The sequence below is a fragment of the Collimonas fungivorans genome (assembly GCF_028292705.1).
GTDB lineage: Bacteria > Pseudomonadota > Gammaproteobacteria > Burkholderiales > Burkholderiaceae_D > Collimonas > Collimonas fungivorans_B.
In genome coordinates this window covers 1-13,851 of record NZ_JAQGLV010000309.1, presented here as the reverse complement: position 1 = coordinate 13,851, position 13,851 = coordinate 1, and the positions used below count along the sequence as shown (strand labels likewise).

Genomic DNA, 13,851 nt, shown 5'->3' with positions numbered 1-13,851 from the left:
CGCCCGATCGCCGCGCTGTTGACGGCGATTTTTTCACTGTCCTGGTACAGCAGTTCCACCCGCTGCTGCAGCGGATGCCAGGCTGGCCAGCTCTCGGCCTGGTTGTCGCCGGCGGTTGCTTGCGCGGCAGCCGGAGCCGCATCGGAAGGTGGCAAGGGCGCATTCGGATCGAGCACCTGTTCCGCCAATCCCAAAGTCTTGCTGACCCGCGCCGTGGCCGCATCCAGTTCGCCATTGACCGCATCTTGCGGCAGGCCTTCGGCGTTGCGCCGCAACAGCATGCGCAGCGCGGCGACATGGGCGATGACCAGGTAGTTCTGCACGATGAACTGGTTCAGGTTTTCCACTGCGCGATGTTTGCTGGCCGGCTCGTCGAGCATGCGCACCAGGGTCGACACCAGTTCCGAAATACTGTCGAGGAAACGCTTGCGACAGACGCGGTAGATGAAGTCGTCGCGCACCTTGCCTTGCAGCAGGTTGTTGCCGGCTTCGAGAAAACGCTGGTTGCTTTTCAAGACATTGCGGACCAGCTGCGGCAGGGTGCGGTATTCCCAGCTCGGCAAGACAAAGCTGAAGGCGGTGGCGATGGCGGCGCCGATCAGGGTGTCGATCAGGCGCTCGCCGATGACGTGGCCGCTGCTGGGAATCACCAGGTTGATCTGCAGCAGGATCTGCATGCTGGCGGCAATCGCCGTGTAGCGGTACTTGACGTAGATGAAAGCCGGCGCCGCCACGGTGGCCATGAACAGGAAGCCGAGCAGGGCCACCGGCTCGTGCACGAAGCGCAGGATCAGCGCGGTCGCCACGCAGCCGATCAAGGTGCCGACCAGGCGGTCGCTGCGGCGCTGCTTGGTTTGGGAGAAGCTGGGTTTCAGGATGATGGCGATAGTCAGCACGATCCAGTAGCCGTGCCCGGCATACGGCAGGGCGTCGGCCGCCAGCAGGCCGCAGGAAATCGCCAGCGCCGCGCGCACCGCAAAACGGAACGTCGGCGATTGCCAGCGCAAGTTGGAGACCAGCACGCCCAGCTGGTATTTTTGCTGGGTCAGGAACGGCGTCATGTCCTTGCCCATCAGCACCGGCAGCGGCCCTTGCACGCTTTGGGTGGCGTGGTGCAGCTGGCCGATCATGTCGATCGCATCGCAGATTTTGGTATACGTGGTGCGCAGGATATCCAGCGCTTCTTCAGATACCTTGCCGGCCAGGCTGTCTTGCTGCAGCTGCTGCAGCTCGCTCTCGATCGAACGCATCTCGGCCTTGTAGCTGATGCTGGCGAACGAAGCGCGCTTGCGCGTGATGGCGTAGGCGATGGTTTCGATATCCTTGGCGGCCTTGCTGACCAGGTCGCGCAGGTAGGTCAGGACTTCGGCGTCGGCCAGGTGGCGGCGCAGGATGGCGTAGTCGGTATGGGTCGACAAGATGTGTTCATACAGGTCGAACATGCCGAAATGGACTTGCACCAGGATCGCGTCTTCCTGGTTCTTGGAGTCGCGCAGGATCAGGTCGCGCGAGGCCTGCTGCTTTTCAGCCAGCACGATCTGCTGGCGCACCAGTGTATTGAACTGGCTGTTGAGGTCGACGTGCATGTCGTAGAAATCGGCCTTGATATTGATGTAGCGCGCCAGTTCGAACAAGGCTTCGGCCAGCACCTGCTGCTTGATGCGGCTGCGCAGGAACCACGACACCGTCATCGAATAAGCCAGGTAAGCCAGGCCGCCGCCCAGGAACAGGCCGGTATGGAACAGCGCCTGCTCCACATTCATGGCGTTTTCCATCGACAAGGTCATCACGAACAGCGCGGAAAACTGCAGGGGCATGGCCTTTTTGCCATACACCACCATCATGCTGGCCAGGAAAGTGACGACCACCAGCATGATGCTCAGCAGCCAGTGGAACGGCGCGCACAAGCTGATGACCAGGGTGACCACGGTGCACAACAGCACGCTCGACAGCATTTCGTTGAACTTGTGGCGCAGCGTGCTGGGCAGGTCCATCAGGCTGGTCGACAAGGCGCCGATGCAGACCGTCATCGCGGTCGGCAGGTCGCTGAACTGCAGCACCAGCAAGGTCAGCCCCACTACGCCCGTGGCGATCCGCAAACCAGTATAGAAATAATGACTAAAAATAAAGGTGCGCAGATCTAGAGCGTAGTGCATGAGGGGTGTCTTTGCGGTAGCCGGCAAGGCTGAAAGTGTACCGCGTTTGCCGGGGAAATTTGAGCCGAATGGTGCAGAAAAGGCATGAAACCGACTTGTCCTGCAGCTACGCGGGTTTTCCTCGGGGTTTTTACGGTTTTTTTACACTTTGTTTACACCCCCGCCATGTCTCTTTACGACATTTTTAGAAGCTTCTGTATAGCCTGTCGGTACCGCAACTAATCTGTAATGAGGGTAATGATGGACCTGGTACTGGATGGAATTTATGTCGGCGCGGTGGTGGCGATGTTTGTCGTCACCTGGGCGCTGGCGGTGGGCTGCAAGAAGCTGGAGGATAAGCAATGAACCCGTTTTATGTACTCGGTGCGCTGGTCACCGTGGCGCTGCTGGTGTACCTGGTAGTGGCTTTGTTAAAAGCGGAGGATTTCTGACATGACCTCCCAATCCACCATGTTGCTGATCGCTTTCCTGGCGGTGCTGCTGGTGCTGAGTTATCCGCTCGGCAAATTCATCGTGCAGGTCGCCGCTGGATCTTCCGACCATGCTCCGGTAACCGGCTTCGGCTGGTTCAACCGGATCGAGCAATGGCTGTACCGTTGCGCCGGCATCCAGGCCAAGTCCGAAATGAACTGGAAGCACTACGCGCTGGCGCTGCTGCTGTTTAACACCATAGGCGCGCTGGCGACTTATGGCCTGCAACGCTTGCAGGTCTGGCTGCCGCTGAATCCTCAGCATTTTGCCAATGTCGGTCCCGACTCTTCATTCAATACCGCGGTCAGCTTTATCACCAATACCAACTGGCAGGGATATGCGGGCGAAGGCACGATGAGCTACCTGACCCAGATGCTGGTGCTGGCAGTGCAGAATTTCTTTTCCGCAGCCACCGGCATCGCGGTTGCGTTTGCCTTGATCCGCGGCTTTTCGCGTCATTCGGCACAGTCTATCGGTAATTTCTGGACCGACGTCACGCGTTCCACCGTGTATGTGTTGCTGCCGTTGTCGGTGATTTTCTCGGTATTCCTGATCAGCCAAGGCGTGATCCAGAATTTCGATTCCTATAAAGACGCCAACATCATCCAGTCCCTGGACTATCAGCAGCCTAAAGTCGGCGCCGACGGCCAGCCGGTCAATGATGCAGCAGGCAAGCCGGTGATGGAAGCCGCCAACACCAAGGTGCAGACTTTGGCGATGGGCCCGGTAGCGTCACAGGAAGCGATCAAGATGATAGGCACCAACGGCGGCGGTTTCTTCAACGCCAACTCGGCCCATCCTTATGAAAATCCGACGCCGCTGTCGAATTTCATGCAGATGCTGGCAATCTTCCTGATCCCGGCCGCGCTGTGTTTCACCTTCGGCTTCATGGTCGGCGACATCCGCCAGGGCTGGGCGGTGCTGGCGGCGATGACAGTCATCTTCGTCATCATGACCGCGGTAGTCATGTATGCAGAACAGCAGGTGCATCCCGGCCTGACCGCGATGGGCATCGACCAGGGCCAGAGCCTGCTGCAGTCGGGCGGCAACATGGAAGGCAAGGAAACCCGTTTCGGTATCAGTGCTTCGGCTCTGTTTGCAGCGATCACCACGGCGGCTTCTTGCGGCGCGGTGAATGCCATGCACGATTCGTTCACGGCATTGGGCGGCCTGGTGCCGATGGCCCTGATACAAATGGGTGAAGTGGTGTTCGGCGGCGTCGGTTCAGGCCTGTACGGCATGCTGGTGTTCGCCATCATGGCGGTGTTCATCGCCGGCCTGATGATCGGCCGTACGCCGGAATACCTGGGCAAGAAGATCCAGTCGTTCGAAATGAAAATGACCTCGATTGCGATCCTGGCGACGCCGATGCTGGTATTGGGCGGCACCGCGATTGCAGTGATGGCGACGGCCGGCGTGGCGGGCATCCTGAATCCCGGCGCCCATGGCTTCAGCGAAATCCTGTATGCGTTTTCTTCTGCAGCCAACAACAACGGCAGCGCGTTCGGCGGCCTGTCAGCCAACACGCCGTTCTATAACGTGATGCTCGCAATTGCGATGTGGTTCGGACGATTCATCATCATCGTCACGATCCTGGCGATGGCTGGTTCGTTCGCCGCCAAGAAACGGCTGGAACCGAACTCCGGAACCATGCCTACCCATGGCCCGCTGTTCATTGTGTTGCTGATTGGTGTCGTGGTGCTGGTGGGCGTACTGAATTACGTGCCGGCCCTGGCGCTTGGCCCGGTGGTTGAACATTTGCAGATGTTTGCACAGTAAAAATATTTGCGGGGCAGAGCCGCCCGGGCAGGGTTTAAGGGCCACGGCAGCGTGGCGAATTACACTACCCGTGCGGCTCTGTCCTCAACTGATCAAGAGGAACATCATGTCTCGCACTAATCTGACGCTCTTCGATTCCGCGCTCATGGGCCCGGCCATCGTTGCATCGTTCAAAAAACTGGCGCCGCAAACGCAGCTGCGCAATCCGGTCATGTTCGTGGTTTATGTCGGCAGCATCCTGACCACCTTGCTGTATTTCCAGGCCCTGACCGGCAAGGGTGAAGCCAGTCCGGCTTTCATCCTGGCGATTTCGGTATGGCTCTGGTTTACCGTGCTGTTCGCAAATTTCGCCGAAGCGCTGGCGGAAGGGCGCAGCAAGGCGCAAGCGGAGTCGCTGCGCGCCTTGAAGCAAACCGTGTCCGCCAAAAAACTGGATGGCAACGGCAAGTCCAATGGCCAGCTCAGCAAATGGTCGGCCACCCCGGCCAGCAACCTGCGCAAGGGCGACGTCGTGCTGGTGGAAGCAGGCGACGTGATCCCGGTCGACGGTGAAGTCATCGAAGGCGTGGCCTCGGTCGACGAAAGCGCGATTACCGGCGAATCTGCGCCTGTGATTCGTGAATCCGGCGGCGACTTTTCCGCCGTCACCGGCGGCACCCGGGTACTGTCCGACTGGCTGGTGGTGCGGGTCTCGGTGAATCCTGGCGAAGCCTTCCTCGACCGCATGATCTCGATGGTGGAAAGCGCCAAGCGCCAAAAGACGCCGAACGAAATCGCACTGACGATCCTGCTGGTGGCGCTGACCATCGTGTTCCTGCTGGTGACCGTCACGCTGTTGCCGTTCTCGCTGTTTAGCGTGACCGCCGCCAAGTTCGGCACGCCGATCACCATCACGGTACTGGTGGCTTTGCTGGTGTGCCTGATCCCGACCACCATCGGCGCCTTGCTGTCCGCCATCGGCGTGGCCGGCATGAGTCGCATGATGCAGGCCAATGTGATCGCCACTTCCGGCCGTGCGGTGGAAGCTGCCGGCGACGTCGACGTGCTGTTGCTGGACAAGACCGGCACCATCACGCTGGGCAATCGCCAAGCTTCCGCATTCATTCCGGCGCCCGGCATCACCGAGCAGCAGCTGGCGGATGTGGCGCAACTGGCTTCGCTGGCCGATGAAACGCCGGAAGGACGCAGCATTGTGGTGCTGGCCAAGCAGCGTTTCAATATCCGCGAACGCGAGATGGGTTCACTGCACGCGACTTTTGTCCCGTTCACGGCGCAGACCCGCATGAGCGGCATCGATATCGGCGAAGCAGGCCACGAAGTCGGCAAAATTCGCGCGATCCGCAAGGGCTCGTCCGAGGCGCTCAAGAACTACCTGCAGGAACTGGGGCAGCCGTTCCCGGCTGAAGTGGCGCACAACGTCGACGACGTCGCCCGCCGCGGCAGCACGCCGCTGGTGGTGGTGGATGAAGGCGTGGTGATGGGCGTGGTCGAGCTGAAGGACATCGTCAAGGGCGGCATCAAGGAACGTTTTGCCGAACTGCGCCGGATGGGCATCAAGACTGTCATGATCACCGGCGACAACCGCCTGACAGCCGCATCGATTGCCGCCGAAGCAGGGGTCGACGACTTCCTGGCGGAAGCGACGCCGGAAGACAAGCTCAAGCTGATCCGCAGCTACCAGTCGGAAGGCCGGCTGGTGGCGATGACCGGCGACGGCACCAATGACGCACCGGCGCTGGCCCAGGCCGACGTCGCGGTGGCGATGAACAGCGGCACGCAGGCGGCGAAAGAAGCCGGCAACATGGTCGACCTCGATTCGAACCCGACCAAGCTGCTGGAGATCGTCGAGATCGGCAAGCAGATGCTGATGACGCGCGGCGCCTTGTCGACCTTCTCGATCGCCAACGATATCGCCAAGTATTTCGCGATTATCCCGGCAGCCTTCATCACCACCTATCCGCAGCTCGCTGCGCTTAACGTGATGCACCTGGCCAGCCCGTCGTCGGCCATCATGTCCGCGGTTATTTTCAACGCCCTGATCATCGTGGTGCTGATTCCGCTGGCGCTGAAAGGAGTCCGCTACCGCGCGGTCGGCGCTGCTTCGCTATTGCGCCGCAACCTGCTGATCTACGGCCTGGGCGGCATCATCCTGCCCTTTATCGGTATCAAGCTGATTGACATGATTCTGTCGGTCATGCACCTGGTGTAATTAGGAGTATAGAAATGAAATCCGCATCCACAACAACGCTGCCGCCGGCAAAACTGGCTGCTAATTTTAAAGCGACTTCGTCGAAAGCAGCTTCGCAGGGCGTATTGCGCCCGGCACTGGTGCTGTTCGTCAGCCTGACAGTCCTGTGCGGGGTGATCTATCCGCTGGCCGTGACCGGCATCGGCAAGGCGGTCTTTCCTGACCAGGCGTCCGGCAGCCTGATCGTGCAAAACGGCAAGCTGATCGGCTCGCGCCTGATCGGCCAGGAATTTTCGGCGCCCAACTATTTCTGGGGCCGCTTGTCGGCTACCAGCCCGATGCCGTATAACGCCCAGGCTTCCGGCGGCTCCAATTTCGGGCCTAGCAATCCGGCTTTGATAGACGCGGTCAAGGGGCGGGTCGACGCCCTGAAGGCGGCTGATCCGACTAACACGCTGCCGATCCCGGTGGACCTGGTGACTGCCTCCGGCAGCGGCCTGGATCCGGAAATCAGCCTGGCTGCCGCCTATTACCAGGCCGGACGCATTGCGCGCGAACGCAAGCTGAGCGTCGATACCGTGCACAGCCTTATCGACAGCCTGCAGCTACGGCGCAGCCTGGGCTTCTTCGGCGAGCCGCGCGTCAATGTGCTGGCGTTGAACCTGGCGCTTGATCGGGCAACTGAGCGCCAGCATCCGGCCGCAAACTAAGTTTCACCACCCATTTCATTCCAGAAGGGATAGTGCTCGCAGGACTGGCCGTACAGCGTGCGGCCAGCTTGCACACGTCCATGTTTCTTCGGGTTTGAAATAAAACACCACGCTATCTTTGTCTTATCTGGAACATATGAAGAAAATCATCTATTTTGCTGGCCTGCTTTCCGTCATCGGCATTACCGCCTTCACTGCAAACTGCTCGCAGGCTGAAGAAGCGGTTCCGGACAATTCCCTGACGTTCAATGCCAGCCTTGTCTCCGACTATCGTTTCCGCGGAATTTCCCAGACACGCCTGAAGCCGGCCCTGCAAGGCGGCGCGGACTACAGCAACAATCCTACCGGCTTGTATGTCGGCACTTGGCTGTCGACCCTCAAATGGGTCAAGGACAGTGGCGGCGACGGCAATATCGAATGGGATGTCTACGCCGGCAAAAAAGGCAATTTCACCCAGGACCTGAGCTATGATTTCGGTGTTCTTACGTATATTTATCCATCCAACGATCTGCATCCGGATGCGAATACGACCGAGCTGTACGGCCAATTGGGCTACGGTCCCGCCTATATCAAGTATTCGCAGTCGCTGACTGACCTGTTCGGCGCTGCCAACAGTAAAAACAGCGGCTACCTGGACATCGGCGCCAATATCGACGTCAGCAACGGTTACACGGTCAACCTGCATGCTGGCCATCAAACCGTCAAGAATAATTCGGCGCTGAGCTATAACGACTGGAAAATCGGCTTGACCAAGGATTTCGGTTTCCTGTCCGGCAGCGTGGCCGTGATCGGCACCGATACCAACAATTATGTGGGCCCGGCGCCGGATCGCAAGAATCTGGGAAAAACCGCGCTGGTGGTATCGGCAACCAAGACGTTTTAAGGATGGCCGGCAGGCTGTTTTAACGATGCAGGCCGGGAGAGCATGGTCTCCCGGCCTGTTCGCCATTGCGGCCGAAGCTTGGCGAGGAATTTAAATAACTTTCAGGGTATCGTAACGGTAGACGGATTCAATCTACAATTAGCAATGGATTTTGCATAACTGTTTTATCGATGGCATTCATAAGGCAATCAGTGTCTTCACCCTATTCAAACGACGATCTGCGTCCGGATCCGGATGCTTTGCTGGCGCGGCTGCAGGTGCAGGAGAGCCTGGCCGGGCGGGGCAAGCTGCGCATCTATTTCGGCGCGTCGGCCGGCGTCGGCAAAACCTACGCCATGCTCAGCGCTGCGCACAAGCTGCATAGCGAGGGGCGCGACGTCTTGGCGGGAGTGATCGAAAGCCATGGCCGCGCTGAAACCGCCGCGTTGCTGAACGGGCTGGAACTGCTGGCCATGAAGCAGGTCGCTTATCGCGACAAGCAACTACCGGAATTCGACCTCGACGCCGCCTTGCAGCGCAAGCCATCGCTGATACTGGTCGACGAACTGGCGCATTCCAATGCCGCCGGCTCGCGTCATCCGAAGCGATGGCAAGACGTAGAAGAATTGCTGAACGCCGGCATCGATGTTTTCACCACGCTCAATGTCCAGCATCTGGAAAGCCTGAATGACGTGGTGGGCGGCATCACCGGCATCCGGGTCGCGGAAACCTTGCCGGACACCGTATTCGACGCTGCCGATGAAGTGGTGCTGGTGGACCTGCCGGCCGATGAACTGCTGAACCGGCTGAGACTCGGCAAGGTTTACAAGCTGCCACAGGCGGAGCGCGCCTCGCGCAATTTTTTCCGCAAAGGCAACCTGATCGCGCTGCGTGAACTGGCTCTGCGCCGCACCGCGGATCGCCTGCAGGGCGATGTCCAGGCATACCGGATCGAGAAGTCGATAGGCGCGGTATGGCAGACCGACGCCGCCTTGCTGGCCTGCGTCGGCCCTTCGCCCAATGCAGAACATGTCATCCGCAGCACCGCGCGGCTGGCGACCCAGCTCAACGCCGAGTGGCATGCAGTGTATGTCGAGACGCCGAAACTGCAGCGCCTGCCTTCCGCCAAGCGCGAGCGCATCCTGAAGACGCTCAAGCTGGCGCAAGACCTGGGAGCGACCACCGCGGTGCTGGCCGGCAGCGAAGTAGCTGAGGTCGTGGCCGGCTATGCACGCAGCCACAATTTTTCAAAGATCATCATCGGCCGCAGCCAGCGCCGCTTTCCCTGGCAAGCCAGTCATTCCGCGCGGATCGCGGCCCAGGCGCGCGACATCGACCTGATCGCCATCGGCGCAAGCTCGGCCGGCGCTGCGGAAAAACCGGAGGAGGGCGGCGGCACCCTGCCGCGCCACCTGCCGATGCAGAACCGGATCGAATGGTGGGGTTACGCCTGGGCGCTGGCGGTATGCGTGCTGGTGACTTTGCTGGCGACGCCGATTCTGCCGTTTTTCGACCTGGCCAACATCGTTATGCTGTACCTGCTGGCGGAAGTCCTGATCGCCATCCGCTACGGCCGCGGGCCGGCGATTTTTGTCGCCTTGCTGAGCATTGCTTCCTTTGATTTCTTTTTCGTGCCGCCGCGCTTTTCGTTCGCGGTCAGCGATTTCCAGTACCTGCTGACCTTCGGCGTGATGCTGGCGGTCGGCCTGACCATTACCCACCTGACTTCAGGGCTGCGCTACCAGGCGCGGATCGCCTCGGACCGTGAAGCGCGTTCGCGCGCCTTGTTCGAATTCGCGCGCGCCTTGTCGGGTGTGCTGCAGACGGAACAGATCTTCGAGACCAGCGGCCAGTTCCTGCAACGCAGTTTCCAGGCCAAGACCTTGTTGCTGATACCCGACGAAGCCGGCCGGCTGAGCTTGCCGGCGGTGATACCGGACGATGTGGCCAATGTCGCCGCGGCGCTCGACATGGGCATCGCCCAGTGGGCTTTCGACAATGCCAGCAGCGCCGGCATCGGCACCGATACCTTGCCGGCCAGTAGTTATCTCTATCTGCCTTTAGTGGCGCCGATGCGCACCCGGGGCGTGCTGGTGATCTTGCCGCACAACCGGCGCTGGATCCTGATCCCGGAGCAGCAGCAACAGCTGTATACCTTCGCCACCTTGACCGCGATTGCGCTGGAGCGCGTGCATTATGTCGAAGTGGCGCAAGACGCCCTGGTGCGGATGGAGTCGGAACGTTTGCGCAATTCCCTGCTGTCGGCGCTGTCGCACGATTTGCGCACCCCGCTGACGGCCTTGATCGGTCTGTCCGAATCGCTGGTGCTGTCGAAACCGCCGTTGCAGCAGCACCAGCAAGTGCTGGCCACCGCGCTGCACAGCGAAATGCTGCGCATGAGCGCGCTGGTGACCAACCTGCTGGACATGGCGCGCATCCAGAGCGGCGAGGTCAAGCTGAATTTGCAGTGGCAGCCATTCGAGGAAGTGGTCGGCAGCGCATTGCGCGCCAGCGGTTCGGCGCTGCATGGGCACCAGGTCGAGATACGGGTTGCGCACGAACTGCCGCTGGTCCATTTTGATGCCGTACTGATCGAACGCGTGCTGTGCAATTTGCTGGAGAATGCCGCCAAATACACGCCGCTCGGCTCTCACATCGTTTTGGCCGCGGTAGTCAACGCCCGTTTCCTGACGGTCACCATCGCCGATGACGGGCCGGGGCTGCCGAGCGGCATGGAAGACACGATATTTGAAAAGTTCACGCGCGGAGAGCGCGAATCGGCCAAGCCCGGCGTCGGGCTGGGACTGGCGATCTGCCGTGCGATAGTGGAAGCCCACGGCGGCACTATCCGCGCCCACAGCGGCCGCCATGGGACAAGCGGCGCCGAATTCATCTTTACCATCCCGCTCGGCGCGCCGCCCAGCATGCCCGACCTCGAAGAACATGAGCCGAGCGCCGGCAGCATGGAAAACGACTCGGAGAAAACATGACGATGCAACCGACACCTGTAGCACTGCTGGTCGAAGACGAACCGCAGATCCGGCGTTTTGTACGGGCAGCCCTGGAAAGCGAAGGCTGGCAGATTTTTGAAGCGGCCACCATGCAGCGCGGCCTGATCGATTGCGGCACCCGCAAGCCGAACTTGGTGATCCTCGATCTCGGCCTGCCGGATGGCGATGGCATCGATTTCATCCTGGATGTCAGGAAGTGGTCGCGCGTGCCGATCATCGTGCTGTCGGCGCGGGTCAATGAAACAGACAAGATCAAGGCGCTCGACGCCGGCGCCGACGATTACCTGAGCAAGCCGTTCGGCGTCGGCGAGCTGCTGGCGCGGGTGCGCGCCACGCTGCGCCGCCAGCACCAGCCGCTGGCCGGCGACGATGGCCTGATCCGCTTCGGCGATGTCACGCTGGACCTGCAGGCGCGGCTGGTGACCAAGGCGCAGCAGCAGGTGCACCTGACGCCGACCGAGTATCGCCTGCTTTCGGTGCTGGTGGCCAATGCCGGCCGGGTGGTGACCAATCCGCAGCTGCTGAAAGAAGTATGGGGGCCGTCGCATTCGGAGAGCGGCCACTACCTGCGGATTTATATGGGACACTTGCGGCAGAAACTGGAAGACGATCCGGCCCAGCCCAAGCACCTGCTGACCGAGACCGCTGTCGGCTACCGGATCCTGCTTTCCCAATAACAGCCAACAAGAGGAGAACACCATGACCAGGCCGGACTGTATCAAGCACTGGCAAGAGATTCAAGGCGCGGACGATTCCAGTTATCCCGGCAGCGCCGAGCTGATGGCGATCGGTTCGCCGTTCGGCCGCGTTTTCGGCCTGAACCGGCTCGGCATCCACCATGAATTGCTGCAGCCCGGACGGCGCACTTCCTGGCCGCATGCCGAGAAGACCGAGGAAGAATTCGTCTACGTCATCGAAGGCGCGCCGGATGTCTGGCTGGACGGCCACCTGCACCGGCTGGCGCCGGGAGATGGCGTCGGCTTTGCGCCCGGCACCGGCCTTGCGCATACCTTCATCAACAATACCGAAACCGACGTGCGCTTGCTGGTGGTGGGCGATCGCTTCCGCGCCGACAACCAGGTTTATTACGCCTTGCATACGAAGCGCAACGCCGAGATCGGCGAGCAGCTTTGGCTGGATGCGCCGAAACAGCCGCTTGGTCCGCACGACGGCTTGCCGGACAAATTGCGGGAGTCCAACGGACCGTTCTGAAGGCGGGTATAGTCGTCACTCCTACCCACGCTTACAGGACCGATCCATGCCAAGTCGAGAACACGTTGAAAGTTTTATCGCGCTGGTTGTGCAAGGGAAGTACGTAGAGGCAATCCAGGAGTTTTATACAGAAGACGCATCCATGCAGGAAAACCTGGAGCCGCCGCGCACCGGGCTGCAGGCGTTGGTGGCCGGAGAAGAAAAAGCGCTGGCAGCGTTCAAGGAAATCCGCACGGTGGCCGCCAAGTCCTTCCTGGTTGACGGTGACCGGGTCGCCATCAACTGGCTGTTCGAAATGGTTGCCCACGACGGCCGCAGTTTCCAGCTGGATGAAATCGCCTATCAGCTTTGGCGCGGCGACAAGATAAGCGAAGAACGTTTTTATTACGATCCGGGACAACGCAAACTGGCCTGAAAACAGGGCAGTCATCGTACATCCTGCCAAATTCCAGGAATAGGTGTAAACTACCAGGCAGACAGATGCAACACTGCGTGCATCTGTCTTTTTGTTTACCCTACGGTTATCGGCAGTGCCACGTACTCTTCTCATTCCGCTCATTGTCGCCTGCGCGCTGTTCATGGAAAACATGGACGCGACGGTGATTGCCACCTCGCTGCCGGTACTGGCGCGCGACCTCGGCCAAGACCCCCTTACCTTGAAACTGGCGTTGACCTCGTACGTGGTCGGCCTCGGCGTGTTCATCCCGATCAGCGGCTGGGTCGCTGATCGTTTCGGCGCGCGCACCGTGTTCCGTGCCGCCATCCTAGTGTTCCTGAGCGGTTCGCTGATGTGCGCCGCTTCGAGCTCGCTGGCGGCGTTTGTCGCGGCGCGCTTTTTGCAAGGCATAGGCGGCGCCATGATGGTGCCGGTGGGGCGTATCGTTATTTTCCGTTCGGTGCCGCGTACTGATCTGGTGAAGGCCATCAGCTACCTGACCATCCCGTCCCAGCTGGGACCGGTGATCGGGCCGCCGCTGGGCGGTTTCATCACGACTTATTTCCACTGGCGCTGGATTTTCCTGATCAATGTGCCGATCAGTATCCTCGGCATGTACCTGGCCAGCCGCTATATCGAGAATTACCGCTCCGATGACCTGCAGCCGCTCGACATGAAAGGGTTTGTGCTGTCGGCTATCGGCAGCACCTTGCTGATGCTGGGCCTGTCGCTGATCGACGGCGAGCTGCTGGCGCAGGAGTGGGCATTCGCCATGTGCGTGCTGGGCGGCCTGACCTTGTACGTGTATTTGCTGCATGCAAGGCGCGAACCGTTTCCGCTGCTGGACCTGCGCCTGTTGCGGATCCCGACTTTCCGCGCCAGCGTCATCGGCGGCTCGCTGTTCCGCATCGGGCTGGGCGCGGTGCCGTTCCTGCTGCCGCTGGCGCTGCAGGTAGGGTTTGGCATGAACGCCTTCCACGCCGGCACCATCACTTGCGCCTCGGCCTTCGGCGCGATTTTCATGAA

At 60.4% G+C, this 13,851-nt stretch carries 11 protein-coding genes; 10 read left to right on the top strand and 1 reads right to left on the bottom strand.

What is annotated here, in order from left to right; genetic code table 11:
- Nucleotides 1-2,156 (bottom strand): FUSC family membrane protein (locus JWQ61_RS17375; RefSeq protein WP_304361622.1); only part of this gene is annotated, 2,156 nt, incomplete at its 3' end.
- A gap of 341 nt (nucleotides 2,157-2,497) precedes the next feature.
- Here JWQ61_RS17375 and kdpF point away from each other — a divergent pair.
- The 10 genes from kdpF to JWQ61_RS17325 all read left to right on the top strand — a co-directional run.
- Complete coding sequence (gene kdpF, locus JWQ61_RS17370) at nucleotides 2,498-2,587, top strand: K(+)-transporting ATPase subunit F (RefSeq protein WP_061539407.1); 90 nt, start codon at nucleotides 2,498-2,500, stop codon at nucleotides 2,585-2,587.
- Nucleotide 2,588: 1 nt separating this feature from the next.
- On the top strand, nucleotides 2,589-4,406 hold the full coding sequence (kdpA, locus tag JWQ61_RS17365) for a potassium-transporting ATPase subunit KdpA (RefSeq protein ID WP_304361621.1): 1,818 nt from the start codon (nucleotides 2,589-2,591) through the stop codon (nucleotides 4,404-4,406).
- 106 nt (nucleotides 4,407-4,512) lie between these two features.
- Complete coding sequence (gene kdpB, locus JWQ61_RS17360) at nucleotides 4,513-6,615, top strand: potassium-transporting ATPase subunit KdpB (protein ID WP_304361620.1); 2,103 nt, start codon at nucleotides 4,513-4,515, stop codon at nucleotides 6,613-6,615.
- 14 nt (nucleotides 6,616-6,629) lie between these two features.
- Complete coding sequence (gene kdpC / locus JWQ61_RS17355; RefSeq protein WP_304361619.1) at nucleotides 6,630-7,304, top strand: potassium-transporting ATPase subunit KdpC; 675 nt, start codon at nucleotides 6,630-6,632, stop codon at nucleotides 7,302-7,304.
- Nucleotides 7,305-7,440: 136 nt separating this feature from the next.
- The gene (locus tag JWQ61_RS17350) at nucleotides 7,441-8,187 is read left to right on the top strand and encodes a TorF family putative porin (RefSeq protein ID WP_304361618.1); all 747 of its coding nucleotides are present in this window, start codon (nucleotides 7,441-7,443) and stop codon (nucleotides 8,185-8,187) included.
- Nucleotides 8,188-8,378: 191 nt separating this feature from the next.
- On the top strand, nucleotides 8,379-11,156 hold the full coding sequence (kdpD, locus tag JWQ61_RS17345; RefSeq protein ID WP_304361617.1) for a two-component system sensor histidine kinase KdpD: 2,778 nt from the start codon (nucleotides 8,379-8,381) through the stop codon (nucleotides 11,154-11,156).
- 2 nt (nucleotides 11,157-11,158) lie between these two features.
- Nucleotides 11,159-11,854, top strand: coding sequence for a two-component system response regulator KdpE (gene kdpE / locus JWQ61_RS17340; RefSeq protein WP_120237813.1), 696 nt, complete (start codon nucleotides 11,159-11,161; stop codon nucleotides 11,852-11,854).
- Nucleotides 11,855-11,876: 22 nt separating this feature from the next.
- Nucleotides 11,877-12,389, top strand: coding sequence for a cupin domain-containing protein (locus JWQ61_RS17335; protein ID WP_304361616.1), 513 nt, complete (start codon nucleotides 11,877-11,879; stop codon nucleotides 12,387-12,389).
- Nucleotides 12,390-12,435: 46 nt separating this feature from the next.
- Complete coding sequence (locus JWQ61_RS17330; protein ID WP_092396436.1) at nucleotides 12,436-12,804, top strand: nuclear transport factor 2 family protein; 369 nt, start codon at nucleotides 12,436-12,438, stop codon at nucleotides 12,802-12,804.
- Between the two features lie 163 nt (nucleotides 12,805-12,967).
- On the top strand, nucleotides 12,968-13,851 hold an 884-nt coding region (locus JWQ61_RS17325), incomplete at its 3' end, for an MFS transporter (RefSeq protein ID WP_304361623.1).

Excerpts from the sequence above, each read along its gene's own strand:
- kdpF (WP_061539407.1), top strand. The coding sequence starts at position 2,498 with ATGAACCCGTTTTATGTACTCGGTGCGCTGGTCACCGTGGCGCTGCTG.
- kdpA (WP_304361621.1), top strand. The coding sequence starts at position 2,589 with ATGACCTCCCAATCCACCATGTTGCTGATCGCTTTCCTGGCGGTGCTG.
- kdpB (WP_304361620.1), top strand. The coding sequence starts at position 4,513 with ATGTCTCGCACTAATCTGACGCTCTTCGATTCCGCGCTCATGGGCCCG.
- kdpC (WP_304361619.1), top strand. The coding sequence starts at position 6,630 with ATGAAATCCGCATCCACAACAACGCTGCCGCCGGCAAAACTGGCTGCT.
- JWQ61_RS17350 (WP_304361618.1), top strand. The coding sequence starts at position 7,441 with ATGAAGAAAATCATCTATTTTGCTGGCCTGCTTTCCGTCATCGGCATT.
- kdpE (WP_120237813.1), top strand. The coding sequence starts at position 11,159 with ATGCAACCGACACCTGTAGCACTGCTGGTCGAAGACGAACCGCAGATC.
- JWQ61_RS17335 (WP_304361616.1), top strand. The coding sequence starts at position 11,877 with ATGACCAGGCCGGACTGTATCAAGCACTGGCAAGAGATTCAAGGCGCG.
- JWQ61_RS17330 (WP_092396436.1), top strand. The coding sequence starts at position 12,436 with ATGCCAAGTCGAGAACACGTTGAAAGTTTTATCGCGCTGGTTGTGCAA.